The sequence below is a fragment of the Cryobacterium sp. TMT1-3 genome, assembly GCF_004402315.1.
Lineage (GTDB): Bacteria > Actinomycetota > Actinomycetes > Actinomycetales > Microbacteriaceae > Cryobacterium > Cryobacterium luteum.
In genome coordinates this window covers 1-23,026 of sequence record NZ_SOFW01000021.1, presented here as the reverse complement: position 1 = coordinate 23,026, position 23,026 = coordinate 1, and the positions used below count along the sequence as shown (strand labels likewise).

22 protein-coding genes are annotated in these 23,026 nt (G+C 65.5%); 19 read left to right on the top strand and 3 right to left on the bottom strand.

Features of this window, described 5'->3' with window-relative positions; genetic code table 11:
- The 16 genes from rplT (at position 1) to E3O25_RS06870 (ending at position 17,478) form a co-directional block, all read left to right on the top strand.
- A complete protein-coding gene (rplT, locus tag E3O25_RS06945; RefSeq protein ID WP_092111708.1) occupies positions 1-393 on the top strand; it encodes a 50S ribosomal protein L20 in 393 nt (130 codons plus the stop codon).
- A gap of 155 nt (positions 394-548) precedes the next feature.
- Complete coding sequence (locus tag E3O25_RS06940; protein WP_092111707.1) at positions 549-1,349, top strand: RNA methyltransferase; 801 nt, start codon at positions 549-551, stop codon at positions 1,347-1,349.
- A 103-nt stretch (positions 1,350-1,452) separates the two neighbouring features.
- Complete coding sequence (locus tag E3O25_RS06935; protein ID WP_092111705.1) at positions 1,453-2,241, top strand: amino acid ABC transporter ATP-binding protein; 789 nt, start codon at positions 1,453-1,455, stop codon at positions 2,239-2,241.
- Between the two features lie 38 nt (positions 2,242-2,279).
- Positions 2,280-3,146: a glutamate ABC transporter substrate-binding protein gene (locus E3O25_RS06930; protein ID WP_092111703.1), complete on the top strand. Its 867-nt coding sequence runs from the start codon at positions 2,280-2,282 to the stop codon at positions 3,144-3,146.
- 125 nt (positions 3,147-3,271) lie between these two features.
- Positions 3,272-3,919 (top strand): amino acid ABC transporter permease, encoded by a 648-nt coding sequence (locus E3O25_RS06925; RefSeq protein WP_092111701.1) that lies wholly within the window; start codon positions 3,272-3,274, stop codon positions 3,917-3,919.
- Positions 3,916-4,839, top strand: coding sequence for an amino acid ABC transporter permease (locus E3O25_RS06920; protein ID WP_092111698.1), 924 nt, complete (start codon positions 3,916-3,918; stop codon positions 4,837-4,839). Before E3O25_RS06925 ends, E3O25_RS06920 begins: the two co-directional genes overlap by 4 nt.
- A gap of 98 nt (positions 4,840-4,937) precedes the next feature.
- Positions 4,938-5,963 (top strand): phenylalanine--tRNA ligase subunit alpha, encoded by a 1,026-nt coding sequence (gene pheS, locus E3O25_RS06915; protein ID WP_241988530.1) that lies wholly within the window; start codon positions 4,938-4,940, stop codon positions 5,961-5,963.
- Positions 5,963-8,572: a phenylalanine--tRNA ligase subunit beta gene (gene pheT, locus E3O25_RS06910; protein WP_134360807.1), complete on the top strand. Its 2,610-nt coding sequence runs from the start codon at positions 5,963-5,965 to the stop codon at positions 8,570-8,572. The genes pheS and pheT overlap by 1 nt, the downstream gene beginning before the upstream one ends.
- A 111-nt stretch (positions 8,573-8,683) precedes the next feature.
- Positions 8,684-9,730, top strand: coding sequence for an N-acetyl-gamma-glutamyl-phosphate reductase (argC, locus tag E3O25_RS06905; RefSeq protein WP_134360806.1), 1,047 nt, complete (start codon positions 8,684-8,686; stop codon positions 9,728-9,730).
- Complete coding sequence (gene argJ, locus E3O25_RS06900; protein WP_092111690.1) at positions 9,727-10,908, top strand: bifunctional glutamate N-acetyltransferase/amino-acid acetyltransferase ArgJ; 1,182 nt, start codon at positions 9,727-9,729, stop codon at positions 10,906-10,908. Before argC ends, argJ begins: the two co-directional genes overlap by 4 nt.
- A 2-nt stretch (positions 10,909-10,910) precedes the next feature.
- Positions 10,911-11,840: an acetylglutamate kinase gene (gene argB, locus E3O25_RS06895; RefSeq protein WP_134360805.1), complete on the top strand. Its 930-nt coding sequence runs from the start codon at positions 10,911-10,913 to the stop codon at positions 11,838-11,840.
- A complete protein-coding gene (locus tag E3O25_RS06890; protein ID WP_092111686.1) occupies positions 11,837-13,018 on the top strand; it encodes an acetylornithine transaminase in 1,182 nt (393 codons plus the stop codon). The genes argB and E3O25_RS06890 overlap by 4 nt, the downstream gene beginning before the upstream one ends.
- 107 nt (positions 13,019-13,125) lie before the next feature.
- Positions 13,126-14,055, top strand: coding sequence for an ornithine carbamoyltransferase (gene argF, locus E3O25_RS06885; RefSeq protein WP_092111684.1), 930 nt, complete (start codon positions 13,126-13,128; stop codon positions 14,053-14,055).
- Between the two features lie 183 nt (positions 14,056-14,238).
- On the top strand, positions 14,239-15,438 hold the full coding sequence (locus E3O25_RS06880) for an argininosuccinate synthase (protein ID WP_092111682.1): 1,200 nt from the start codon (positions 14,239-14,241) through the stop codon (positions 15,436-15,438).
- 7 nt (positions 15,439-15,445) lie between these two features.
- Positions 15,446-16,882: an argininosuccinate lyase gene (argH, locus tag E3O25_RS06875; protein ID WP_134360804.1), complete on the top strand. Its 1,437-nt coding sequence runs from the start codon at positions 15,446-15,448 to the stop codon at positions 16,880-16,882.
- A gap of 17 nt (positions 16,883-16,899) precedes the next feature.
- Positions 16,900-17,478: a DNA-3-methyladenine glycosylase gene (locus E3O25_RS06870; RefSeq protein ID WP_241988525.1), complete on the top strand. Its 579-nt coding sequence runs from the start codon at positions 16,900-16,902 to the stop codon at positions 17,476-17,478.
- Positions 17,479-17,486: 8 nt separating this feature from the next.
- On the opposite strand, the gene E3O25_RS06865 is transcribed toward E3O25_RS06870, so the two are convergent.
- On the bottom strand, positions 17,487-18,257 hold the full coding sequence (locus E3O25_RS06865) for a CPBP family intramembrane glutamic endopeptidase (RefSeq protein ID WP_134360802.1): 771 nt from the start codon (positions 18,255-18,257) through the stop codon (positions 17,487-17,489).
- A 205-nt stretch (positions 18,258-18,462) separates the two neighbouring features.
- On the opposite strand from E3O25_RS06865, the gene E3O25_RS06860 reads away from it, so the two are divergent.
- Positions 18,463-19,164 (top strand): type II CAAX prenyl endopeptidase Rce1 family protein, encoded by a 702-nt coding sequence (locus tag E3O25_RS06860; RefSeq protein WP_134360801.1) that lies wholly within the window; start codon positions 18,463-18,465, stop codon positions 19,162-19,164.
- Here E3O25_RS06860 and E3O25_RS06855 read toward each other — a convergent pair.
- Positions 19,161-19,760, bottom strand: coding sequence for a hypothetical protein (locus tag E3O25_RS06855; protein ID WP_134360800.1), 600 nt, complete (start codon positions 19,758-19,760; stop codon positions 19,161-19,163). The two genes, E3O25_RS06860 and E3O25_RS06855, sit on opposite strands and share 4 nt — an antisense overlap.
- Positions 19,757-20,392 carry a hypothetical protein gene (locus E3O25_RS06850; RefSeq protein WP_092111670.1) on the bottom strand — a complete coding sequence of 212 codons (636 nt, stop codon included), beginning with the start codon at positions 20,390-20,392 and terminating at the stop codon, positions 19,757-19,759. The genes E3O25_RS06855 and E3O25_RS06850 overlap by 4 nt, the downstream gene beginning before the upstream one ends.
- A 145-nt stretch (positions 20,393-20,537) precedes the next feature.
- Here E3O25_RS06850 and tyrS point away from each other — a divergent pair, with 145 nt between their 5' ends.
- Positions 20,538-21,839 carry a tyrosine--tRNA ligase gene (gene tyrS / locus E3O25_RS06845; RefSeq protein ID WP_092111668.1) on the top strand — a complete coding sequence of 434 codons (1,302 nt, stop codon included), beginning with the start codon at positions 20,538-20,540 and terminating at the stop codon, positions 21,837-21,839.
- A 248-nt stretch (positions 21,840-22,087) separates the two neighbouring features.
- Positions 22,088-22,627, top strand: a complete 540-nt coding sequence (locus E3O25_RS06840; RefSeq protein WP_134360799.1) for a GNAT family N-acetyltransferase — start codon at positions 22,088-22,090, stop codon at positions 22,625-22,627.
- Positions 22,628-23,026: the final 399 nt, after the last annotated feature.

The window sequence follows — 23,026 nt, the reverse complement described above, 5'->3', positions numbered from 1 at the left end:
ATGGCAAGAGTAAAGAGGGCCGTAAACGCCCACAAGAGTCGCCGCGTTATTCTCGAACGCGCCAAGGGCTACCGCGGTCAGCGTTCACGCCTGGTCACCAAGGCCAAGGAGCAGCTCACTCACTCCTTCACCTACAGCTACCGTGACCGTCGTGCACGCAAGGGTGACTTCCGTCGCCTGTGGATCCAGCGGATTAACGCTGCGTCGCGCGCGAACGGTCTCACCTACAACCGTCTGATCCAGGGCCTCGGCCTGGCCGGCATCGAGGTTGACCGTCGTATCCTCGCCGACCTCGCCGTCAACGAGGCAGCGACGTTCGCCGCCCTCGTCGAGAGCGCCAAGGCAGCCCTTCCCTCCGACACCTCGGCACCGAAGGTCGCCGTCACGGCGTAAGGGTTCACCGATCGGTTCACCACCGGCTGCCTCCTGGGCGTGAATGTGGTAAGCGGATCAAAGTTCACAAATGAGGAGCGGGCGACCTGGTCGCCCGCTCCTTTTCTGTACCCATGCGTCGTGGAGCTAAACTCTGCGCACCTAGAATTAACGTCATGCTTGATAATCCACGTTCACCGCGCGTCCGTGCCGTCGCAAAACTTGCCAAGCGCGACGCGCGCCTCGAGTCCGGTCTCTTTCTGCTCGAAGGCCCGCAGGCCGTTTCCGAAGCCCTCACCTTTCGCCCTGAGCTTGTCGTGGAACTCTTTGCCACGCCCACAGCGCTCGACCGCTACGCCGATCTGGCCCAGAAAGCCGTCGACGCCCAGGTTGAGGTGGAATTCGTTTCCGAAGAGGTGCTCGAGGCCATGGCCGACACGGTCACCCCGCAGGGCTTCGTGGCTGTCTGCCACCAGTTCCCCACCTCGGTGAAGAAGATCTTCAACGCCGAGCCCAAGCTCGTCGCCATCCTCGAAGAGGTGCGTGACCCGGGGAACGCCGGCACCATTATCCGGGCAGCGGATGCCGCCGGCGCCGACGCCGTCATCCTCACCGGTCGCAGCGTCGATCTGTACAACCCCAAGGTCATCCGCTCCTCGACCGGTTCCATCTTTCACCTGCCCGTCGCGATCGCGGCTGACCTGTCCGACGTACTCGACCGTGCCCGCTCTGCCGGCCTGCAGCTGTTCGCGGCCGACATCAAGGGTTCCGACCTGCTGACCGCCCGCAACGAGGGGCTGCTTGCCGCTCCGACCGTGTGGCTGTTCGGGAACGAAGCTCGTGGCCTCACCGACGAAGACCTCGCCCGGGTGGACCGCAGCGTCAGCGTTCCGATCTACGGCGAGGCCGAGTCGATGAACCTGGCTACCGCGGCGTCCGTTTGCTTGTATGAGAGTGCGTTTGCCCAGCGCGCCTGACCCGCCTCATAGCACAAACACTCGATGCCCGGACTGTTACAAATGCGTTACTGTCCGGGCATTTGGCATGCCCAGACCTCAGTTCTGTCCTAAGTTGGGGGATATGGAGCCAACAGATTCGTCCCCGGCTACGTCGAACATCACCGTTCGTCGGGGGGAACCGCTAGTCGTCGTCAAGGACATCAACAAGCACTACGGGGAACTGCACGTTCTCAAGAACATCAATGCCGTGGTCAACCGCGGCGAGGTGGTCGTAGTCATCGGACCGAGTGGGTCGGGAAAATCTACTCTCTGTCGGGCGATCAACCGCCTTGAGACCATCGACGACGGTGTGATCACCATTGACGGTGTGAAGCTGCCGGCTGAGGGAAAGGCGCTGGCGCACCTGCGCGCAGATGTCGGCATGGTTTTTCAGGCGTTCAACCTCTTTGCGCACAAGACCGTCTTAGAAAACGTGACTCTCGGCCCGATGAAGGTGCGAGGGCTCTCCAAGGCCGAAGCTGAGAAAAAGGCCATGGCCTTGCTTGAGCGAGTTGGTGTGGCCAACCAGGCAAAGAAGATGCCGGCGCAGCTCTCCGGCGGTCAGCAACAGCGGGTCGCTATCGCTCGTGCCCTGGCCATGGAGCCCAAGCTCATTCTGCTTGACGAGCCGACCAGCGCGCTCGACCCTGAAATGATCAACGAGGTTCTTGAGGTCATGGTTGACCTCGCCAACGAAGGCATGACCATGATCGTCGTCACCCACGAGATGGGCTTTGCCCGCAAAGCTGCGGACCGCGTCATCTTCATGGCTGAGGGCGAGATCGTGGAGGAAACCTCCCCGGAGGAATTCTTCACCAACCCGCAGAGCACCCGTGCGCAGGACTTCCTCTCCAAAATCCTCGACCACTAAACCGTCCCTACCACCACACAGCACCCAGGAGTAGACAAATGAGACTCAAAAAAGGCCTAGCCATTTCGGCCCTCGCCCTCGCAGGAGCCCTCGTGCTTAGTGGCTGCACCGATTCTGGTGCATCCAATGACGCCGTGCCCGTCGAAGAAGCCCCTGAATTCGAAGCAGGCACCACCATGGCGGCCCTCGCCGAAGCCGGAGAGATCACGATCGGCACGAAGTTCGACCAGCCGCTCTTCGGCCTTCGTGGCGCGGATGGTGACCCGGTTGGCTTCGACGTCGAGATCGGCAAGCTGATCGCAGCCAAGCTCGGCATCGCCCCGGACAAAATCAAGTGGACAGAGACCGTCTCGGCCAACCGCGAACCCTTCATCCAGAATGGCCAGGTTGATCTGGTCGTCGCCACCTACACGATCAACGACACCCGCAAAGAGGTCGTGTCCTTCGCCGGGCCTTACTACTCCGCTGGTCAGGACCTGCTCGTTCTTGCTGGTAACACCGACATCGCCGGCCCCGAAGACCTCACCGACCAGCCCGTCTGCACGGTGAGCGGCTCCACGTCGGAGAAGAACATCGCGGAATTCACCACGAACATCATCGCCACGGACACGTACTCCAACTGCCTCGGCCCGCTGCGTAGCGGTGAAGTTGTCGCCGTCACCACGGACAACGTGATTCTCGCCGGCATCGCCGATCAGAACGAGGGCGAGTTCGAGGTTGTCAACAACCCGTTCACGGAAGAGCCCTACGGCATCGGCCTGGCACTGGACGACACCGAGTTCCGTAACTTCATCAACGATGTGCTCGAAGAAGCATATGACGACGGCACCTGGGTTGACGCCTGGGAGTCCACCGCCGGAAAGGTTCTTGACACCCCAGAGCCGCCGGCCGTTGACCGCTACTAGGCCAACAGCACCCCTGCACTACCCGTAGTCAGCACGGATGGCCCGTTCGTAGTCGGACGGGCCATCCGTGAGTCTTCCCGCCAAACCCAACGCTCCACCACGGACATCAGAAGAGGAGGTGAGTTGTGGACGCAGTCATCGACAACCTGCCAACGTTCCTGGAAGGCTTCCGGAACACCCTGGGCCTCCTCGCCCTCGCCGGCATCGGCGCTTTCATTCTCGGCATCGTCGTCGCCGCGATGCGGATCTCACCCGTGGGATCGTTCCGTGCCTTCGCGACCGTTTACACCGAAATCGTGCGGAACACACCGCTCACCCTCGTGCTGTTCTTCTGCGCCTATCTGCTGCCGTACCTGCAGTTCTCTCCTGGCTACTTTCAGCTGGCCGCTATCGGGCTGACGGTCTACACCTCGCCATTCGTCGCCGAGGCGCTGCGCTCCGGTGTCAACGGGGTGCATGTCGGTCAGGCTGAAGCCGCCCGCAGCATCGGCCTGACCTTCGGGCAGACCCTGTCCTTCATCGTGATGCCGCAGGCAGTGCGCATGGTTATTCCCCCGCTGATCAACGTGTTCATCGCCCTCGCCAAGAACACTTCGGTCGCCGGAGCATTTTTCGTGTTCGAACTCTTCGGCGCAGCCCGCCAGATCACCAATGATCGCGGTGACGCTGTCATCGCCATTTTGCTCGCCGTCGCCGTGTTCTACCTCATCATCACCATTCCGCTCGGCCTGGTCGCCGGCCGGATCGAAAAGAAGGTGGCGGTACTCCGATGACTTCCGTACTCTACGACGTTCCCGGGCCCAAGGCCCGCGCACGATCACGAGTCATCTCCGTTTTGGGGATCGTGCTCATCGTCGGCGGTCTTGTTGCCCTGGTCGTGGTGCTCGGCCTACCCAAGGCGAGCGCCAACGGTGCCGTGCAGCCTGGCCTGTGGGACGCCTCCCGGTGGGACGTCTTCAACGATGTCCAGGTCTGGCGCACTCTCGGTATCGGTGCCTTGAACACCCTGCGGATGGCAGCCGTCGCCGCCGTGTTGGCCCTTATCGTCGGAGTTCTTTTTTCGTTTGGCCGAGCCGCCGACAGCGCCTGGGTACGCATCCCGACGACGGTCGTGCTCGAATTCTTCCGTGGCATGCCCGTGCTGCTCATGATGCTGTTCATTCTGCTGGTGTTCTCTACCGGATCGTTTTGGGCCGGTGTCAGCGCCCTCGCGGTCTACAACGGTGCGATCATCGGTGAAGCGCTCCGGGCCGGAATCAAAGCACTCCCGAGCGGGCAACGCGAAGCTGGCCTGGCCATCGGCCTCACCCCGGTCGCCACTCGCTTTCGGATCGAATTTCCGCAGGCTTTCCGCCAGATGCTTCCGATCATCATCGCCCAACTGGTTGTACTGCTCAAGGACACCTCGCTGGCCTTCGTGGTCGGGTACAACGAGTTGCTGCGCAGCGGCAACTACAACCTCTCCCAGTTCTTCGGCAACCGGTACCAGTTCTCGTTCTTCTTCGTCGTGCTGGTTATCTATCTCGCCATGAACCTGTCCCTGTCGTGGCTTGCCCGCATCATTGCCCGTCGCACCGGCTCACAGAGCGGTGGGGTCACTCCAACGGATGCCACCAAGGGGCCTGCTAATCCTGTCGACCCGAATCTCGTCTACTCCAACGCCCTGGGGGCTCAGAGTAAAGGCCAGTACTAAGCGCACTAAACTTGGGCCTTGTGTCTGTTCCCAGCCTTCCCCCAGAGCCCACCACACCATCCGATCCGGTTGCTGCCGGGGCATCCGCTGCAGAGCCGTTGATCTCGGAAGCCGCCGTCACCGCCGCGGTTGACGCCGCGCTGGCCGCTATCGCCGCCGCCGGCACGACCGTAGCGCTCAAACTCGTGCGCAGCGAGCATGCGGGGGAGTCGTCGCCGCTGTCCAAGCTCAACGCGCTCATGCGCAGCGTTCCCGGCAAAGAGAAGGCTGCCGCCGGCAAGCTCGTGGGCCAGGCCCGCGGCACCGTCACCAAAGCGCTGACCGCCCGCGAAGACGAGATCGGCACCGCTGAAGCGGCAGCCCGTCTGCTCGCCGAGACGGTGGACGTGACCGCCGCAGCATCCGCTTGGAAGGCCGGGGCGCGGCATCCGATCTCGCTGCTCAGCGAACGAGCCGCCGACGTGTTCGTCGCGATGGGCTGGGAAGTTGCCGAAGGACCTGAACTCGAGAGCGAATGGTTCAACTTCGACGGCCTCAACTTCGACGAAGACCACCCGGCCCGCGCCATGCAGGACACCTTCTTCGTCGAACCGACGGATGCCCACCTCGTTTTGCGCACGCAGACGTCGCCCGTGCAGCTGCGCGCGTTGCTCAGCCGCGAGCTGCCGGTCTACGTCGTCGCGCCGGGGCGGGTCTTTCGCACCGACGAACTCGACGCCACCCACACCCCGGTGTTCCACCAGATCGAGGGCATCGCCATCGACAAAGGCCTCACCATGGCGAACCTGCGCGGCACGCTCGACCATTTCGTGCAAGCACTGTTCGGCCCCGAGGCCAAGGTGCGCCTGCGCCCCAACTACTTTCCGTTCACCGAGCCCAGCGCCGAGCTCGATGTGTGGCACCCGACCTTCAAGGACGGCGCCCGCTGGATCGAGTGGGGCGGCTGCGGCATGGTGCATGCCAATGTGCTGCGGTCGGCCGGAATCGACCCCGACGTGTACTCCGGGTTTGCGTTCGGAGTGGGTGTGGAACGAGCAGTGATGTTTAGAAATGACGTAAAGGACATGCACGACATGGTCGAGGGCGATATTCGGTTCAGCCAGCAGTATGGGATGACGGTCTGATGCGGGTTCCACTGAGCTGGCTCGGCGAATACGTCGACCTCGCGCCCGGCACCACGCCGGAAGACGTGCACGCCGCGCTCGTGAGCGTCGGCCTCGAAGAAGAAGACATCCACCGGTTCGAGGTGTCCGGCCCGATCGTGGTCGGCGAGGTGCTCGAATTCGTCGGCGAAGAGCAGACCAACGGCAAGACCATCAACTGGTGCCAGGTGCGGGTTGCGCCGGGCGATGAACTCGCCGCTGACGGCGGCCCGGCCGTACACGGCATCATCTGCGGCGCGCACAACTTTGCCGTCGGAGACAAGGTCGTCGTGACCCTGCCCGGCGCTTCGCTGCCCGGTCCGTTTCCGATCGCGGCCCGCAAGACCTATGGCCATGTCTCCGACGGCATGATCGCCTCGGCCCGTGAGCTCGGTCTCGGCGACGAGCACGACGGCATTCTGCTGCTGAAAAACCTTGGAATCGACGCCCCGGTCGGAACGGATGCGATCGCCCTGCTCGGCCTGGACGACAGCGCCGTTGAGATCAACGTCACCCCCGACCGCGGCTACGCTTTCTCCATTCGCGGCGTCGCCCGCGAATACTCGCACGCGACCGGTGTGCCGTTCCGCGACCCCGCGCTCGCGCTCACCGTGGTGGCCCCGGTCACCCGGTTCCCGGTCACAATTGACGACCAGGCTCCGATTCGGGATCGCTCCGGGTCGAGCGTGTTCGTGACCCGGGTCGTGCGCGGCGTCGACCCGACGCGGCCGACCCCGGCCTGGATGATCGCGCGCCTCGGGCTGGTCGGCGTGCGGTCCATCTCCCTCGTGGTCGACATCACGAACTACGTCATGTTCGAGCTTGGCCAGCCGTTGCACGGCTACGACCTCGATAAACTCACCGGCGGCATCATCGTGCGGCGTGCCGTCGAGGGCGAGAAATTCACGACGCTCGACGCGGTCACCCGCACGCTCAGTGTCGAAGATCTGCTGATCACCGACGAATCCGGACCGATCGGACTGGCCGGCGTGATGGGCGGCGCGAGCACCGAGATCAACTCGAAGACGGTCAACGTACTCGTCGAGGCCGCCAACTTCGACCCGGTATCTATTGCCCGTTCTGCTCGCCGCCACAAGCTGCCGAGCGAGGCCAGCAAGCGGTTTGAACGCGGCGTCGACCCGCGCGTTGCCGCTGTGGCTGCCGCCCGTGTCGTGCAGCTGCTCGTGGACCTCGCCGGGGGAGTCGCCGACGACCTCGGCTCGGTGTACGACACAACGACCGCGCCCCTGCCGATTGTGTTGCCGACCGGATTCGTGTCGGGTCTCATCGGCCTGAACTACACCGGCGATGAGGTGCGCGACGCTCTCATGGAGGTCGGTGCATCCCTGCATGATGTCGGTGGTGTGCTGCACGTCACGCCGCCCACCTGGCGCCCTGACCTCACCGACAAGTGGACCCTGGCCGAGGAAGTCGCCCGCATCGTCGGCTACGACCGCATCCCTTCGGTGTTGCCCGTCGCACCGCCCGGTCGTGGCCTGACCCGCACGCAGACGCTGCGCCGCACGGTTGCGCAGACCCTCGCCGCCACCGGTCACACCGAGGTGCTGACCTACCCCTTCGTCTCCGAGCGGGCGAACAATCTGTTCGGTGTGCCGGTCTCACCAGCTCAAACGGATGCCGGCGCGAGCGCGGCCGACGCTGGCGCGGCATCCGCTGCCCCGGTTTTGGTTGCGCAGATGAAGGTCGCCAACCCGCTCGACGGGGAGGCGCCGTTCCTGCGTACCTCGATGCTGCCCGGTCTGCTGCAGATCGCGCATCGCAACCGCTCCCGTGGACTGGTCGATCTCGCCATCTACGAGCAGGGACTGGTCTTTCGTCCCGAAGCCGGAGTGACCTACGGTACAGCCGTGCTGCCCGCCGGAGGAGCGCGCCCGAGCGCCGAGGCCGAGGCGGCATTGATCGCCGGAATCGTTCCCCAGCCGCTCCTGGTGGGTGTCGTTCTCGTCGGCAACGACGTGCGGCACCAACCCGGCCTGCCCGCAGTCGCCGCCGGCTGGCAGTCGGCGCTGGCTGCCGTGCAGCAGGTGGCGCTGGCCACCGGCGTGCGCATCGAGGTGCGCCAGGGCCGGCACCCGGCGCTGCACCCGGGCCGCACCGCCGAGCTGTTCGTCACGGTTCCGGCCGCGACCAGTGCCGCGTCGACGGTTTCGGTCGGATTCGCCGGCGAACTGCTTCCCACTGTCGCCGATGATTACGACCTGCCCGCCGTTGTCGCCGTCGCCGAGATCAACCTCGGGCTGGTTTTCGCGCAGGCCGACGGCACGCGAACGGTGACGCCGATTCGCACGATGCCCGCCGCCACCCAGGACCTCTCGCTCGTCGTGGCCGTGGCTGTGCCGGCTGCAACCCTGCTGGCGGCCGTCGCCGAGGGCGCGGGCGACCTGCTCGAGAACATCGATCTGGTCGATGACTATCGCGGTGCCGGTGTCGAACCCGGCCAGAAGTCACTCACCTTCGCGCTGCGTTTTCGCGGCGAGGAGCGCACGTTGACCGCCGCGGAGGCGAGCGCCGCCCGCCTGGCCGGCGTCGCGGTCGCCGCTGAGCGCTTCGGGGCGACTCTGCGCGAGTAGCACCTGAACCGGATGCCGCGGCCCGACCCTGTGGGGCCGGCCGCGGCATCCGCATGGTGCCGCCCCCCGGCGCGGAAACGCGGCCGCCGGGGCCGCGCTAAGGTTTAACCCATGGTGTTTTCGGTAGCAGTGGCGGGCGCGAGCGGGTATGCGGGCGGCGAACTGCTGCGGCTGCTCGCCGGTCACCCCGAATTCGAGGTGCGCACGGTCACCGCACACAGCAACGCCGGGCAGCGTCTGATCGATGTGCAACCATCGCTGCGTTCCCTCGCTCACCTGACCCTGGTCGACACGACACCGGAGAATCTCAGCGGCCATGACGTGGTCTTCGTGGCCCTGCCGCACGGCAAATCCGGCGAGCTCACCACGCATCTGCCCGCCGAGACCCTCGTGGTGGACTGCGGCGCCGACCACCGCCTCGAGAATTCCGACGATTGGGCCGCGTTCTACGGCGGCGACTACTTTGGTGCCTGGACCTACGGGGTGCCCGAACTGCCCACCCAGCACGGCAAGCAGCGCAAACGTCTCGTCGGCGCTCGGCGCATCGCCGCTCCCGGCTGCAACGCCAGCACCGTCGCGCTCGCCCTGGCCCCCGGCATCCACGCCGGCGTGATCGACGCGCAGGACCTCGTGGCCGTGCTCGCCGTCGGCCCGAGCGGCGCCGGCAAGAGCCTCAAACTGCCCAACCTCGCCGCCGAGATCCTCGGCTCCGCCAACCCCTACGCTGTCGGCGGCACCCACCGGCACATCCCCGAAATTGTGCAGTCGCTGCGCTGGGCCGGCAGCACCACCGACGCCACCATTTCGTTCACCCCGGTGATCGTGCCGATGTCGCGGGGCATCCTCGCCACGGCCACCGCCCGGCTCGTGCCGGGAACGAGCGCCGCCGCCGTGCGAGAAGCGTGGGAGAGTGCCTACGCCGACGAGCCCTTCGTGCACCTGCTGCCCGAGGGGCACTTTCCGCGCACCGCCGACGTGCTCGGTGCCAATACCGCGTTGATCGGACTGGCCGTCGATGAAGCGGCCGGCCGCGTCGTCACGATCACGGCCATCGATAATCTCGTCAAGGGCACCGCCGGCGCTGCCATCCAATCCACCAATATCGCCCTCGGCCTGACCGAAACGCTCGGTCTGACCATGAATGGAGTTGCTCCGTGAGTGTCACCCTTCCTGCCGGTTTTGCTGCTGCCGGGGTCACCGCCGGCTTGAAGAAGTCCGGCGGGCTCGACCTCGCCCTCGTGCAGAACCTCGGCCCGCTGCAAAACGCCGCCACCGTGTTCACCAGCAACCGCTGCCAGGCAAACCCGGTCATCTGGAGTACCCAAGTCATGAGCGACGGCCGGGTCAGCGCCATTGTGCTCAACTCCGGCGGCGCCAACTGCTACACCGGCAGCATCGGCTTTCAGACCACGCATGCCACCGCCGAAGCCGTCGCGGCCCGCCTCGATATCTCCTCGGGCGACGTTCTGGTCTGCTCCACCGGCCTGATCGGGGAACAGCTCAACCTCGACCTCGTCACCGCCGGCGTCCTGGACGCCACCACGGCCATTAAAACGGATGCTGCCACCACGCCCGAAGCCGGCCTCCTGGCCGCGCAGGCCATCATGACCACCGACACCCGCCCGAAACAGGCCGCGCACGAGTCGGCGGCCGGCTGGAGCATCGGCGCCATGGCCAAGGGCGCCGGCATGCTCGCGCCCGGGCTCGCCACCATGCTCGTCGTCATCACCACCGACGCCGTGCTCGAGTCGGCCGAGCTCGACACGGCCCTGCACGCGGCCACCCGGGTAACCTTCGACCGCCTCGACTCCGACGGCTGCATGTCGACCAACGACACCGTGAGCCTGCTCTGCTCCGGCGCGAGCGGTGTGACCGCCGACCTGACCGAGTTCACGGCGGCACTCATCGACATCTGCCGCGACCTCACGCTGCAACTGCAGGGCGACGCCGAGGGCGCCGCGCACGACGTGGCGATCACCGTCACCAACGCGGTCTCCGACGATGAAGCCGTCGCCGTGGCCCGCGCGGTCTCGCGCAGCAACCTGTTCAAGTCCGCCATCTTCGGCAACGACCCGAACTGGGGCCGTGTGCTCGCCGCCGCCGGAACCGTACCGGTGAAGGACGCTGCCTTCGACCCCTACGGCATCGATGTCGCCATCAACGGTGTGCAGGTGTGCACCGCGGGTGAGCCGGACCAGCCGCGCGACCTCGTCGACCTCACGGGCCGCGGCGTGACTGTGCTCATCGACCTGCATGCCGGCAGCGAAACCGCCACCCTGTGGACCAACGACCTCACTCACGACTACGTCGAAGAGAACAGCGCGTACTCGAGCTGATCATGACCGAAACACCGCGAACCCACGCCGACTCGTCCACCATCGACGAGACCAGCCAGGCCGAAGCATCCGTTAAAGCGGCGACACTGATCGAAGCGTTGCCGTGGCTCAAACGCTTTCACGACCAGATAATCGTCGTGAAGTTCGGCGGCAACGCCATGGTCAGCGAAGAGCTGCAGCGTGCCTTCGCCGAAGACATGGTCTACCTGCGCTATGCCGGCATCCGCCCGGTCGTCGTGCACGGCGGTGGCCCGCAGATCTCGGCCATGCTGAAACGCCTCGGCATCGAGAGCGAGTTTCGTGGCGGCTACCGGGTGACCACGCCGGAAGCGATGGACGTGGTGCGCATGGTGCTGACCGGTCAGATCAACCGCGACCTGGTCAGCCACATCAACCAGCACGGACCGCTCGCCGCCGGACTCAGCGGTGAGGACGCCGGACTTTTCCGTGGGCGCCGCCGTGGGGTGGTCATCGACGGCGAAGAAGTCGACCTGGGCCTGGTCGGCGACGTCATCGGCGTCGACCCCGAAGCGGTGCTCGCGCAGCTCGCAGCCGGCCGCATCCCGGTGGTCTCGTCGATCGCCCCCGATACGGATGTCCCCGGCCAATCCCTCAACGTCAACGCTGACGCTGCTGCTGCCGCACTCGCAATCGCGCTCGGCGCGGCCAAACTCGTGATTCTCACCGACGTTGCCGGTCTGTATCGCGACTGGCCGAACCGGGATTCGCTCGTCTCGATCATCGACGTGCTCGAGTTGCGCGCCCTGCTGCCCGAGCTGGAATCGGGCATGATTCCCAAGATGACGGCCTGCCTCGACGCTGTCGACGGCGGCGTAGCCAAGGCCGCGATCATCGACGGGCGAGTGCCGCACTCGATCCTGCTCGAAATTTTCACTGGAAGCGGCATTGGCACGGAGGTAGTACCCGCATGACTGACGTTTCCTGGCAGAACCGGTTCGCCGATTCGATGATGCGCACGTTCAGCCCGCCGCTGGCCATGCTCGTGCGCGGCGAGGGGTGCTACGTGTGGGATGACCAGGGCACGCAGTACCTCGACTTTCTGGCCGGCATCGCCGTGAACTCACTCGGACACGCCCATCCAGAGGTCGTCGCGGCGGTCACGCAGCAGATCGGCACGCTCAGCCACGTGTCCAACTATTTCGCCACCCCGCCGCAAATCGAACTGGCTGAACGGCTCAAACGCATCACCGGCGCCGGCGACGAAGGCCGCGTGTATTTCTGCAACTCGGGCGCCGAGGCGAACGAGGCCGCGTTCAAGCTGGCCAGGCTCAACAACAAGGGCCACCGCAGCCGCATCATCTCGCTGCACGATTCCTTTCATGGCCGCACGATGGGCGCACTCGCCCTCTCCGGCAAACCGCACATGCGTGAGGCGTTCGAACCGGTGCCTGGCGGGGTCGAACACATCGACAGCACCATCAAAGCCCTCGAGGCGACCATCGACAACACCGTGGCCGCCCTGGTCCTCGAACCGGTCAAGGGCGAGGCTGGCGTCATCGACCTGCCAGCCGGTTTTCTCAAGCGTGCCCGCGAACTGTGCACCGAGCACGGCGTACTGCTGATCATCGATGAGATTCAGACCGGCGTCGCCCGCACCGGCGCCTGGTTCGCTTACAACCACGCCGACATTCTTCCGGATGCCGTCACCATCGCCAAGGGGATGGGTGGCGGCGTTCCCATCGGTGCGCTCGTCACCTTCGGCTGGGCTTCTGAGCTGTTCCGCCGCGGCCAGCACGGCTCGACCTTCGCCGGCAACCCGCTCGTGACCGCGACGGCGAACGCCGTCCTCGGCGTGATCGAACGTGACGACCTTGCCGCCAACGCCGCCCGCCGCGGCCAGCAGCTGCGGGAGATCATTCTCGCTTTCAACTCGCCGCTGATCGACGAGGTGCGCGGGCGCGGCTTGTTGCTCGGTGTCGGCCTGACCGAACCGGTCGCGCTGAAACTCGGCGCTGCGGCCCTCGCCAACGGCCTCATCGTGAACGCCGCGAACGAGACCAGCATTCGCATCGCGCCGCCGCTGATCGTCGGAGATGCCGAACTCGCCGACTTTACGGAGCGGTTCGGGCGCGCCCTCGGCAGCCTCTAGGCTGGACGAATCCCACTTTGCGCGGGTTCCCCACCGGCGCTGCACGCTTAAACCGGGGGAGCGGCATCCGCTTGCCTGCTGACAAATCGATAACCGAAAGTGACACCGTGACCCGCCATTTCCTGCGCGACGACGACATCTCCCCGGCCGAACAGGCCGAGATTCTCGATCTGGCCCTGGAGCTGAAGCGAGACCGATTCGCGGTGCGTCCGCTCACAGGCCCGCAGACCGTCGCGGTTATTTTCGACAAGTCCTCGACCCGCACCCGCGTGTCCTTCGCGGTCGGCATCGCCGACCTCGGCGGCAGCCCGCTCATCATCAGCACCGCGAACAGCCAGCTCGGCGGCAAGGAAACCGCCTCCGACACCGCGCGTGTGCTCGAACGCCAGGTCGCCGCGATCGTCTGGCGCACCTACGGCCAGGCCGGACTCGAAGAAATGGCGCTGGGCACGACCGTTCCCGTCGTCAACGCACTCAGCGACGACTTTCATCCCTGCCAGCTGCTCGCCGACCTGCTCACCATCCGCGAACACCGCGGCGACCTTGCCGGCCAAACCCTCGCCTTCCTCGGCGACGGGGCCTGCAACATGGGTCAGTCCTACCTGCTCGCCGGTGCCACCGCCGGCATGCACGTGCGCATCGCGTCCCCGGCCGGTTACACGCCGACCGACCAGGTGGTAGCGGATGCGACGGCTATCGCCGCGCGCACCGGCGGCTCCGTCGCGCTGTTCACCGACCCCCGCGAGGCCGTCACCGGCGTTGACGTGGTCATCACCGACACGTGGGTGTCGATGGGCAAGGAAGAGGAGAAGGCCACCCGGCTCGGCGACCTCGGCCAGTACCGGGTTGACGCTGAGCTGATGGGGCTGGCCAAGCCGGGCGCGCACTTCATGCACTGCCTGCCCGCCGACCGCGGCTACGAGGTGACCGCCGACGTCATCGACGGCCCGCAGAGCATCATCTGGGACGAGGCAGAGAACCGCCTGCACGCCCAGAAGGCACTGCTGGTCTGGCTGCTCGCACAGAACGCGGCCTGACCGCCCCGCGCGGCCATCCGTTCTCATATTTCTGACCGGGCCCGGGCCCGGAAACTGGGCCCACGATAGATCATGGGCCCGCTTTCCGGGCCTGGGCCCGGAAAGGGTGAGAGAACCGGCGGGCGACCGGGGAGCAGCGGCGCAACACGTAAACTTTAGACAGATCAAGATTTAGGGAGAACCATGGCGGAACGCGTTGTACTCGCATACTCGGGTGGACTGGATACCTCGGTCGGCATCGGCTGGCTCAAGGATGCCACCGGCAAAGAGGTCGTAGCCCTCGCCGTCGACGTCGGACAGGAGGGCGAAGACATGGACGTGATCCGTCAGCGTGCCCTCGACTGCGGCGCCGTCGAATCCATCGTCATCGACGCCAAGGACGAGTTCGCCAATGACTACATCGTGCCGACGCTCAAGGCGAATGCCCTGTACCAGAAGCGCTACCCGCTCGTCTCGGCCATCAGCCGTCCGCTGATCGCCAAATACCTCGCCTCGACCGCCAAGGAACTCGGCGCCGACAGCGTCGCCCACGGCTGCACAGGCAAGGGCAACGACCAGGTTCGGTTCGAAGCGGCCGTCGCGGCCCTTGCCCCCGAGCTGACCTCACTCGCCCCGGTGCGAGACTTCGAACTCACCCGTGACAAGGCGATCGAGTACGCCGCCAAGCACGACCTGCCCATCGCCCAGTCGAAGAAGAGCCCGTACTCCATCGACCAGAATGTCTGGGGTCGTGCCGTCGAGACCGGATTCCTCGAAGACCCGTGGAACGCGCCGATCGAAGACCTCTACACCTACACCCAGGACCCGTCGGTCACCCGCGCCCCGACCGAGGTTGTCATCTCGTTCGAGCAGGGCGTGCCCGTCGCGATCGACGGCAAGAAGGTTTCCCCGCTGCAGATGATCCAGCTGATGAACCGTCTTGCTGGCGATCAGGGTGTCGGCCGCGTCGACATCGTCGAGGACCGTCTGGTCGGCATCAAGAGCCGCGAGATCTACGAGGCTCCGGCCGGCATCGCATTGATCGCCGCGCACGAAGAACTCGAGAACATGACCCTGGAACGCGACGTCGCCCGCTACAAGCGCGGCGTCGAGAGCAAGTGGGCCGAACTGGTCTACGACGGCCTGTGGTTCTCCGGCTTGAAGAAGAGCCTCGACGTGTTCATCGAGGACACGCAGAAGTACGTGACCGGCGACATCCGCTTGAAGATGCACGCCGGCAGTGCCGTTGTCACCGGCCGCTCCAGCACGACCAGCCTGTACGACTTCAACCTCGCCACCTACGACACCGGTGACTCCTTCGACCAGACCATGGCCAAGGGCTTCATCGAACTGTGGTCGCTGCCGAGCAAGGTGGCCGCACGACGCGACGCCGCCGCGAAGTAGGGCATCCGTGTCGGGTGAGAAGAACGCGAACCGTGCCGGTAAAGCGGGCGCTCTCTGGGGCGGCCGTTTTGCCGGGGGACCGTCGCCGGAACTGGCGCGGCTGAGCAAGTCGACCCAGTTCGACTGGATGCTGGCCGAATACGACCTGCAGGGCAGCCGCGCGCATGCCAGGGCCCTCGCCGCCGCCGGATATCTCACCGACACCGAACTGACCCAGATGGTCGGCGCGCTCGAAGAACTCGAGCGCGCCGTCGTCGCCGGCGAATTTCTGCCGGCCGACGCCGACGAAGACGTGCACTCCGCCCTCGAGCGTGGCCTCATCGACATGATCGGCGTCGAGGTGGGCGGCAAACTCCGCGCCGGCCGCAGCCGGAACGACCAGGTCGCAACGCTCGTGCGCATGTGGCTGCGCGACCACGCCGCTATTCTCGCGTCGCTCGTCATCGAACTGATCGATGCCCTCGCCGCGCAGGCCGAAGCGCACGAAGACGCCATCATGCCCGGCCGCACCCACCTGCAGCACGCCCAGCCGGTGCTGCTCGCCCACCACCTGCTCGCGCACTGCTGGCCGCTCGTGCGCGACCTCGACCGCTTCGCGGACTGGGGCCGACGAGCGGATGCCTCCCCCTATGGATCCGGCGCCCTCGCCGGCAACACCCTCGGCCTCGACGCGCGCCTGGTGGCCACCGACCTGGGCTTCGCCGCCGTGGTCGAGAACTCCATCGACGGCACTGCGAGCCGCGACCTGGTGGCCGAATTCGCCTATATCACCGCGCAAATCGGCATCGATATGTCCCGGCTGGCCGAGGAGATCATTCTCTGGAACACCAGGGAATTCGGTTTCGTCACCCTCGATGACGCCTATTCCACCGGTTCCTCGATCATGCCGCAGAAGAAGAACCCCGACATCGCCGAGCTCGCGCGCGGCAAATCAGGCCGCCTGATCGGCAACCTCACCGGGCTGCTCACCACGCTCAAGGGCCTACCGCTGGCCTACAACCGCGACCTGCAGGAAGACAAAGAGCCGGTCCTCGACTCGATCAACACCCTCGAAGTGCTGCTGCCCGCCTTCACCGGAATGGTCGCCACCCTCACGTTTCACACCGAGCGCATGGCGGAACTCGCGCCGCAGGGATTCTCCCTCGCCACCGATGTCGCGGAGTGGCTCGTCAAACGCCACGTCTCGTTCCGTGATGCCCACGAAATCACCGGGTCCCTGGTGAAGTTCGCCGAGACGAACAATCTCGACCTGCACGAGGTCAGCGACGACGACCTCCGGGCCCTGTCGCCGCACCTCATTCCCGAGGTGCGCGAGGTGCTCACCATTCGCGGATCGGTCGACAGCCGCGACGGCAGTGGCGGCACCGCCCCGGTGCGGGTCGCCGAGCAGCGCGCGCACCTCGTGGCTCGCGTGCGCGACCTGACGGCCGCGCTCAGCCGGTAGTGCCGTTCGCGCCGGGCGTGCTGGAGCGACCCGCACGCGAGGTCGCCCCACTGCTGCTCGGCGCGGTGCTCACCCGCGGGGTCATCTCGGTGCGCATCACCGAGGTTGAGGCCTACCTCGGTGAAACCGACCCGGGCTCCCACGCCTTCCGTGGGCGCACGCCGCGCACCGTGACCATGTACGGGCCTCCCGGGCACCTGTACGCCTATTTCAGCTACGGCATGCACGTCTGCGCCAACATCGTCTGCTCACCGGAAGGCACGGCCTCGGCGGTGCTGTTGCGGGGCGGTGAAATCGTCGCGGGACTCGATGAGGCGCGAAGCCGCCGCTTGACGTCGAAAACGGATGCCGACCTCGCGCGCGGCCCCGCGCGGCTGACCAAAGCCCTCGGTATCGAGCTCGGCGATGACGGCGCCGATCTGAATCGTGCCCCGTTCGACCTGGAGCTTCCGGCGCGCCTTGCCGCCTGGGCGACCGGACCGCGCACCGGGGTGAGCGGTCTCGGCGGGGGAGTCGACTACCCGTGGCGGTTCTGGGTGCCGGGGGAGGCATCCGTTTCGCCGTATCGGCGACACGTGGCCAAACGCGCAGGCTGAACCCGAGGCTACTTTGTTGCTGCGGCGGGCGCGATTGTGTCGGCGCAAGTAGCGGGCTGGCCGGTCGATCGGGTGAGCACCCGATGCAGATACACGATATACGGCACTAGCACGACGGCCATCGCGCCCACGAGAACCGTGTCCCAAACCACATCGTGGGTGGTGAGCGCGCCGCTGATATTGAAGAGAATGTGAAACAGCACGCCGGGCAGGATGCTTTGAGTGATGGCGACCACGTACCCGAGCGCGATCCCGATCACGATGGCAGCGACGAGCTGAATAAGCTGGTCAGAGCCGGTATAGCCGCGCAGCAGGTTGACGATGTGGCCGAAGCCGAACGTGACACCACTGAGGTAGATGGCCCGGAGAACGGTCTTCTTCGCTAGAACCGCCCGGAACAGAAAGCCGCGGAAGATTAACTCTTCAACGAATCCGACACCGATCATGAGGATGCAGGCGATCACAACCGTCTGAGCGTCGAGGTCGGAATTGAGGCCCTTGGCGTATTGAAAGAGGGTCAGCGCGAACAGCGGCAGGTAGAACGCGGTGAGTCGCATCGTTCCCGGCTCGGCCCGGCGCAGTCCATAGAAGCGCATGCGATTGGCGCCCCGCAGATACCCGAGCAGCGCGAGCGAATAGACCACGAGCAGCAGCGCGGTGCCGGCGCTGGCGATGCCGATCGCTTCAGAGACGGCATCGCCGACGTTGACAATAGCGATGTACCCCGCAATCCAGATGAGAGCATGCCAGATCGGTTTGGTGTCCTGTAGCGTGCGCATGGTGCCAGCTTTCGTCTCGTGGCGTACCGCCGACTGGCGGTACAGCGGATGCCCTCGAACGCCGAGCGGCGCGGCCGGACTCTTCTGCCACCCTCATTGAAGTCGCATCGGGCTGCGCCGTGTAGTGCCGAAAGTCACCTTCCGGGTCGTGGAGCGGACCCCGTCGTAAGCTCTGACCACGATTGTCGTCGTGCGTCATCCGGTGATGACGTTTGTGGTTCTCGCGTACGCGATTTCCTGGACGATCTGGCTGCCGCTGCCGCTGCTCGCTGGCCGGCAGGACCGGGTCGACTGGACGGCGTCGCCGTACCTGCTCCTGGCCGGCGGACTCGGCCCGGCCATCTCCGCGGTGATCGTGACCGCTCTGATTGCCGGCCGCGTGGGCATCCTCGATCTGCTGCGGCGGATGGTCGCGGTGCCTGGTCGCCTGCGCTGGCGGGCCCTGGCCGCGCTCGGACCGCTCGTGCTGTTCGCCATAGCGGTCTTTGTCGCCCGGCTCGTCGACGGGGTATGGCCCGACACCTCGCGGTTCGGTGCGAGCGTCGAGTACGCATTCTTGCCGGTACTCGTTTTCTGGACCGCCAACCTGATCTTCTATGGTTTCGGTGAGGAGATCGGCTGGCGCGGTTTCGCCCAACCAACCCTGCAATTCCGGCATTCGACGCTGAGAGCAGCCGTGCTGGTCGCCGCAGCGCGGGCGGCATGGCACCCGCCGCTTTTCGGCATAACCCCGACCTACCGGACCATGCCCGCGGCCGGATTCATCGTGGTCGCGGTCTTTCACGCCGTCTTTGACATCGCGACGACCACACCCGCCACGACGACACTCATCCCCACCCTGATGGGCGCGGGGATCACGATCGTCGGACTCTTGGTTATTCCGAGCCTGCTGAAATCACGGGCCTAGACCAGGGCCATCGGCACGAGTGCAGCGCAGGCGCACGCCCAGGTAAGGCTCGACAGCGTGCCGATGATGAACCGTTCGCGGGACTCGGCCGCGGCAAGCTCCGTGAACCGGCCAACGCCCTTGATGGCGACGACCACGGCGATGGCCTCGGGAAATCCGGCCAGGATGGCCCCGGCCACGGCGAGACGTTCCAGGATACCGATGGTCACCCCGCCGCGCAGCACCTCGTGAGTTTCAGGGAGGCCGACCCCGGCCGGGGAGGGGGCCGGTTTTCCGGCGTTGAGCACCATGATTCCGCCGTGCTGGCCAGGTGGCACCGAATTGTTGGTCGCGAGATCAAGGGCGAGCACCGCTGCCGGGCCGCCGCCGATCACAGCAAGAGCGAGGACCAGCATGCCGAGCACAATGCCGAAGGCGCTCGGACCGGGCGCAACCGGAACGGCGGCGAGCACGAGGGCAACGGCCAGGCCTGTCGTGGCGGCGATCGCGTAAAGCTGGCGGTGCAGTTTGAAGGCGATCGCTGCGAAGGTGAGCGAGGCGAGCGTGACCAGCAGCAGCGCGACCCAGTACAGGAACGTGAGAACGGTGAGGGTCATAGTGTGCTGTCCGTTTCGTTATCGGCCGTTTCGTTCGGGGCAACATCGAGCTGCTCCAGCAGCCTAACCAACGCCGGCCGCGCCGCCTGCTCGACGCGGTACTGCGCCGCCTTGAGCCGCTGGCTCACCGCTCCGGTGGTGATGCCGAGCTGTTCGGCGATGTCAGTCTGGGCCAGTCCGCGTTCCAACAGGTCGCCGGCCTGCCAGCCCTGGGGGGTGCGTCGTTGACGCAACAGCAAGAGCATAGTGAGGAGCGCCTCGATGCCGGGGGCGGCAGCATCCGTTCGGCCCGGCTCGAGCGCAAAATGGGCCTCGGTCTTTTTCGCCCGCAGCACGGCGTCGCGTGCGGCGATGAAGGCGTCGCCGGTGGCTTGCCGGGTCGAAGCCGGCAGGGGGGTGCGCACGCTCCCCACGCCGAGCCCGACGCTCCAGTGGCCGGAACGGTGCAGGGCCAGAATCGCCTCCAGCGCAGGCCCGGCAGCCGACACCAGCAGCTGAATCTCATCGCCGGCGGTCTGGTCCGGCGGCAGGCTGAACGCCCGCGGGCTCTGCGCCACGAGGTGAGCGATCATCTCGCGCGCACGATCACGATCATTGCGGCTGTCGATCTGGTCGGCGGTGATGACAAACATGATCTGAGGCTCCGTCCTGCATTCAGTGTAATTGAGTCCACAGCCTAAATCAAAACAAATTGAGCCTTTAGCCTGAATCACGGACGTGGCCGAGCGGATGCCGCCGGCAATTCGGCGAGACGCCCCCGGCTGGTAATCTGAACCCGTGTCAGACCCCGCCATCCTCGCCCAGCAGACCAATGATCCCTCCTTCGATTCCGTCTGGGAGGAGATCAACTGGCGCGGCCTCGTGCACGTCTCCACCGACGAGACCGAGCTCAAAGCGCTGCTCGATGGTGACCCGATCACCTACTACTGCGGATTCGACCCGACAGCGCCGAGCCTGCACCTCGGCAACCTGGTGCAGCTGCTGCTGATGCGGCGCCTGCAACTGGCTGGACATCATCCGCTCGGCCTGGTCGGCGGCTCCACCGGACTCATCGGCGACCCGCGCCCAACCGCCGAGCGCACGCTGACCCCCACCGACACCGTGGCGGAATGGGTCGGCTACCTGCAGGCCCAGGTTTCGCGCTTTCTCAGTTCCGAGGGTGACAACGCCGTCACGCTCGTAAACAACCTGGACTGGACGGCGCCCTTGAGCGCCATCGACTTTCTGCGCGAAATCGGCAAGTACTACCGCGTGGGCACCATGCTCAAAAAGGATGCCGTCAGCGCCCGCCTGAATTCCGACGCCGGCATCAGCTACACCGAATTCAGTTACCAGATTCTTCAGGGCCTGGACTACCTCGAGTTGTTCCGCAGCTACGGCTGCGTGCTGCAAACCGGCGGCAGCGACCAGTGGGGCAACCTCACGAGCGGCACCGATCTCATCCGTCGCGCCGAGAGCGGTACGGTGCATGCCATCGGCACCCCGCTCATCACCAACAGCGACGGAACCAAGTTCGGCAAGAGCGAGGGCAACGCGGTGTGGCTCGACCCGAACCTCACGAGTCCGTATGCCTTCTACCAGTTCTGGCTCAACACCGACGATGCCGATGTGATCTTTCGGCTCAAGGTCTTCACGTTTCTTACCCGCGCTGAGATTGACGCATTCGCCGAGCTGGTCGAGAACGAACCCTTCCGTCGCGAAGCACAGCGCCGGCTCGCCCTCGAAGTGACCAGCCTCGTGCACGGGCAGGCGGCAACGGATGCTGCCATCCACGCCGCCGAGGCCCTGTTCGGGCAGGGCGACCTCGCCGAACTCGACCCTGATACCCTCGAGGCCGCGTTGCGCGAACTACCCCACACCACGACGGCGCCGCACGCGACCGTGCTGCAGTTGCTGGTCGACACGGAACTGTCGAAGAGTCTCGGTGATGCCCGACGTGCCGTGCAGCAGGGTGGGGTCTACCTGAACAACGAGAAGGTCACGAGTGTCGACCTGACCATCGAAGGATCCGTGCTGCCCGGGGGAGTAGCGGTGCTGCGCCGTGGCAAGAAGACGCTCGCGGGTATCTTCGTCGAATAGATTGCTGGGGCGCGTCGGCGACAGAGTCATTTGGTCGGCGCGTCGGCGACAGGGTCATCCGCTCCCCGCTCAGACATTGGGGATTTGCCGGGACACCGCGAAAGGCATGCGGCGCCCCGGCAAACCCCCAAAACTCGCAACTCCGCGAATAACCCTGCCGCCGCCACGGGCCTGGGTGTTCGTGAGGCGTCATCGAATCGGCGGGGTGGTTGCAGGGGGTCGGCAGGTGCGGGTGGCAAGATGTCGACGTGGAAACTCTCCGAACCGAACGCCTGCTGCTTCGCCCCTGGACCCTCGATGACACCGACTTCGTCTTCGGGCTGTACTCCCTGTGGTCCGTGCAGCAGCACATCGGGCTGCACCCGCGGGTCATGACCGACCGCGCCGAGGCGATTGCAGTGATCAAGCGCTGGCAGGGAATGGAGCATCCCATTCACGCCATCCGCGCGGTGACGGATGCCGACACTGGCGAGATCTTCGGTAACCTGCTGCTCAAGTCGATCCCCGCGTCGAGTGCGCTCACCCTGCTCGAGCCGTCGGGGGACACCGAGATCGGCTGGCACTTTCACCCGAATGCGTGGCACCAGGGCTACGCGACCGAAGCGGCCGCCGCCGTGCTGGCCGAAGGCTGGAAGACCGGACTCGACCGGGTCGTCGCCGTCACCACCCCCAGCAACCGACCGTCGCAACGGGTGTGTCTGCGCATCGGCATGACGCACCAGGGCCGAACCGATCAGTACTACAACTCCGTGAGCGAACTCTTCGTGGCGTTCGCCCCCGAGGCTTGATCGGTGTTTCCGGCAGGTTTCGAGCGGATGTCCGCCCCCGACACGCCCGGGATGTAACCGTGAGTTGCGGGGTATCAGGATTCACCGTAATGTCATCTAAGTCACCCCACAGGTTCGGAAAAAGCCAAGTGCTTCCGGCCTCAAGCGGGACCAATCCCAAGTCAAAATAACCCGGAATCTTCCGCGTGACAGTGACTTGATGAAGTTCATCTGAAGAACAAGAAACTGTTTTTCGGCTGAGCGACAAGAAATAAGAGAAGTACTCCAGTGCAATGGCCTTCGTGGCCGGCGGCTGGGTGTGTCCGATCCTTGAGAACTCAACAGCGTGCACAATGTCAAATGCCAAAAACCTCGTGGTTGTGGCCCGTTTCTAGCGGGGTGCAGCTAAGAGATTCCTTT